At 69.2% G+C, this 3584-nt stretch carries 6 protein-coding genes; 5 read left to right on the forward strand and 1 reads right to left on the reverse strand.

Translation table 11 applies throughout. The features are described from left to right. Positions 1–335, forward strand: a 335-nt coding sequence (locus tag P409_RS29475; protein ID WP_034846815.1) for a chloride channel protein, incomplete at its 5' end; no start/stop codon positions are given. Positions 336–376: 41 nt separating this feature from the next. Next, positions 377–685, forward strand: coding sequence for a hypothetical protein (locus P409_RS29480; protein WP_152613612.1), 309 nt, complete (start codon positions 377–379; stop codon positions 683–685). A 164-nt stretch (positions 686–849) separates the two neighbouring features. On the opposite strand, the gene P409_RS29485 is transcribed toward P409_RS29480, so the two are convergent. Further along, entirely contained in the window at positions 850–1236 is a 387-nt protein-coding gene (locus tag P409_RS29485) for a nuclear transport factor 2 family protein (RefSeq protein ID WP_052121550.1), read from the reverse strand. Between the two features lie 191 nt (positions 1237–1427). Between P409_RS29485 and P409_RS29490 the strand changes: the two genes are divergently transcribed. From P409_RS29490 to P409_RS29500, 3 genes are all read left to right on the forward strand, one after another. Then, positions 1428–2405 carry an aliphatic sulfonate ABC transporter substrate-binding protein gene (locus tag P409_RS29490; RefSeq protein WP_034846817.1) on the forward strand — a complete coding sequence of 326 codons (978 nt, stop codon included), beginning with the start codon at positions 1428–1430 and terminating at the stop codon, positions 2403–2405. A gap of 2 nt (positions 2406–2407) precedes the next feature. Beyond that, positions 2408–3238, forward strand: coding sequence for an ABC transporter permease (locus P409_RS29495; protein WP_034846818.1), 831 nt, complete (start codon positions 2408–2410; stop codon positions 3236–3238). Next, positions 3235–3584: ATP-binding cassette domain-containing protein (locus P409_RS29500; RefSeq protein WP_238578800.1), on the forward strand; the 350-nt coding region annotated here is incomplete at its 3' end. The genes P409_RS29495 and P409_RS29500, both read left to right, overlap by 4 nt.

Genomic DNA, 3584 nt, shown 5'->3' on the forward strand with positions numbered 1-3584 from the left:
CCTCGGCCGGCATCCCGGGCGGGCTGTTCGCGCCCTCGCTCTCGGTCGGCGCCGGCTTCGGCGCCATCTTCGCGCCGCTGGTCGGCCCGGACCTGGTGCCGTCGCTGATGCTGGTCGGCATGGCGGCCTACCTGACCGGGGTAACCCATTCGCCGGTCACCGCGCTGGTGCTGCTGGCGGAGATGACCGGCGAATCCCGCGGCCTCGCCATCCTGATCCCCTCGGTCGGCCTCGCCTGGCTCGGTTCCCGCCTGGTGCTGCGGCACGGCTTGTATCATTTGTTGGCCGAGCGAATTCTTGCACGAGCCGGCTGGAATCCTTCGGCGACAACCTGATATCGTCTGCTCCAAAGGAAAAAAGGCCTTTGGGGGTTCAGGTGAGATACGGTCTTCCGGCGCTGATGGCGCTGGTGCTTTTGGGCTGCGCCCAGAAACCGGGCGAGCCGCCCGCCGTGTTGTCGCGGACGGTGCCGGTCAACGGCCTCGACATCGGCGTCACCCGGCTCACGCGGACGACCTGGGGCGCCTGGCTGGTCGGCCCGAGCCTGATCGGCCCGTCCAAGGCCAAGGTCCGCGCCGCCGAGCGCAAGGCGATCGAGCAGGTTTCGGCCTGCCGGATCACCAAGGTGACCCCGGGCGACAACCCGATGCGGGCGGAGTATGTCGAGCTGACGGTGAGCTGTTGAGTGCGGATCTGTCCCGCCTCTGTACGTGCGAAAGCCGCCCCGAACCGTCATGGCGAAGAGCGAGCGACGTGGCTATCCAGAAGCCGGTGCAAGCTGCCCTTGGATGGCCACGCCCTCGCGGGCTCGCCATGAGAGAAAGGGAAAGGCGCCTCTAGCGGCAGGGCTCACCCGGCCGGCACCTTCAGCTCATAGCGCTCGGCCCAGCGGCTGCGGTCGTGGGGCGGCTCGCCGGACTCGGCGAAGACCTCCACCGCCTCAGTGATCTGGCCGTCGCGCAGGCGGTACAGCGAGACCGCGTGCACGATGTCGTTGCCGTCGGTCAGCAGCACGCGGGACACCGCGCGCTCGCCCGCCTGGATCAGCTCCTGCAGGTGGCAGCGCCAGCGGGCGGGGGAATTGGCGTTCAGCGCAATGAACGCGTCGGCGCCGCGGATCCGCTCGCAAGTCTGCGGCCAATCCGCCACGAAGTCATCGGACAATAATCCCAAGGCGCGGGCCCAGTCGCGCGCATCGAAGGCACGCCACAGGGCGGCGACGACATGGTCGTCCATGGCATTCCGGTCAATTTGTTCCTAATTTGTTTCATTATGCCGAAGAGAATCCCGGCTGTCGAGTGGTCTATTATGGACATATTTTCTAAGTGAATTAATGCATTTGACATAAACAATTTCCAAAATATGGTATTTCATTCGCCAAACAACGGGTCGGGATCGTGGATCCTGCCCGGCCGAGAGGACCGACCATGATCACCCTGTCCCGTCGCCTGCTGCTCGCCGGCTCGTTCGTCGTTGCCGCCCTGGCGCCGGCGCTCGGCCGGGCCGCGGATCCGGTCTCCGCCATCACCCTCGACTGGGCCTATTACAACCCGGTCAGCCTGGTGCTGAAGGACAAGGGTTGGCTGGAGGAGGCACTGAAGCCGCAGGGCGTGTCGGTGACCTGGGTGCAGAGCGCCGGCAGCAACAAGGCGATCGAGTTCCTGAACTCCGGCAGCGTCCAGTTCGGCTCCACCGCCGGCGCCGCCGCGCTGCTGGCGCGGATCAACGGCAGCCCGATCAAGGCTGTCTATTCCTATTCGAAGCCGGAATGGACCGCGTTGGTGACCAATGGCGATAGCCCGGTCCGGTCGGTCGAGGACCTGAAGGGCAAGCGCGTCGCCGTCACCCGCGGCACCGACCCCTACATCTTCCTGCTGCGCGCCCTGGCCGATCACGGCCTGACCGAGCAGGACATCGAGGTGGTGCTGCTGCAGCATGCCGATGGCCGCAATGCGCTGATCGGCAAGCAGGTCGACGCCTGGGCCGGGCTGGACCCGATGATGGCGCAGGCGGAGCTGGAGCAGGGGGCACGGCTGTTCTACCGCAAGCCCGACCTGAACACCTATGGCGTGCTGAACGTGAACGAGCAGTTCGCCGCCGACCATCCGGAGGTCGTCGAGACCGTGATCCGCGCCTATGAGCGGGCGCGGACCTATGCCCTGACCCATCCGGACGAGCTGCGCGCCGCCCTGGTGCAGGCCGCCGGCCTGACCGACGCGGCGGCGGCGAAGCAGCTGGAGCGCACAGATCTGTCCGGCCCGGCGATCGACGCGCCGAAGCGCGACACCATCCTGGCCGCCGGGGTGGCGCTGCAGAAGGCCGGGGTGATCGAGGCCGGGGTCGATGTCGCGGCCGCGGTCGACGCGCTGCTCGATGCCCGCTTCAAGACCGCGCTGGCGCAATAGCGATGGCCAGCCTCGACCCCGCCGCAGCCGATACGGGCATCCGCGCGCCGCGCGCTGCCGGTGCGGTCGGCGCCGTCGTGATCGGGCTGGTCCTGCCGGTCGGTCTGGCCCTGGGCTGGGTAGGCGCTGGCCGCGCTCGGCGTGGTTTACCAACCCGCCTGCTGCCGCCGCCGTCGCAGATCCTGAAGACGCTGGGCGACCTGGCGAGCCGCGGCGTGCTGCTGGACCACGTGCTGGCGACTCTGTGGCGGATGTGGTGGGGCTTCCTGCTCGGCGCCGTCGCCGGCACGGCGCTGGGCGCCGCCACCGGCGTCTGGCCGCTGGCGCGCCGGCTGCTGGACCCGACCATCCAGGCACTGCGCAGCATCCCGTCGATCGCCTGGGTGCCGCTGTTCATCCTGTGGTTCGGCATCTTCGAGACGCCGAAGGTGCTGCTGATCGCGGTCGGCGTGTTCTTCCCGGTCTACCTGACCCTGGCCGGCGCCATCGCCTCGGTCGACCGCAAGCTGGTCGAGGTCGGGCGGATCTACCGCTTCGGCACCTGGGATCTGGTGCGCCGCATCCTGCTGCCGGCCGCGCTGCCGACCTACATCACCGGACTGCGCGGCGGCCTCGGCCTCGGCTGGATGTTCGTAGTGGCGGCGGAGTTCATGGGCGCCAGCAAGGGCCTGGGCTATCTGCTGGTCGACGGCCAGATGACCGGCCGTCCGGCCACCATCCTGGCCGCGATCCTGCTGTTCGCCGTGCTCGGGAAGCTCAGCGACCTCGCCCTGGCCGCGCTCGGCGCCCGGCTGGTGCGCTGGCAGGACGGCTTCCGTCCGGAAGGGGCATGACCATGCTGTCGCTGCAGGGGGTCGCCAAGCGCTATCCGAACGGGCTGGACGCCCTGGCCGGCATCGACCTGGCGGTCGAGCCCGGCGCCATCGTCGCCGTGGTCGGCGCCAGCGGCTGCGGCAAGAGCACGCTGTTGCGCCTGATCGCCGGGCTGGAGCGGGCCTCGGCCGGCATGCTGTCGGTCGCCGGCCATCCGGTGGACGGGCCGGGCGAGGATGTCGGCGTGGTGTTCCAGGAGCCGCGGCTGATGCCCTGGCTGACCGTGGAAGCCAATGTCCGCTTCGGCCTCGGCCGGCTGCCGCGGGCCGAGGCGGCGCGGCTGGCGGCCGAGGCGATCGCCCGGGT

The organism is Inquilinus limosus MP06, from assembly GCF_000767795.1.
GTDB lineage: Bacteria > Pseudomonadota > Alphaproteobacteria > DSM-16000 > Inquilinaceae > Inquilinus > Inquilinus limosus_E.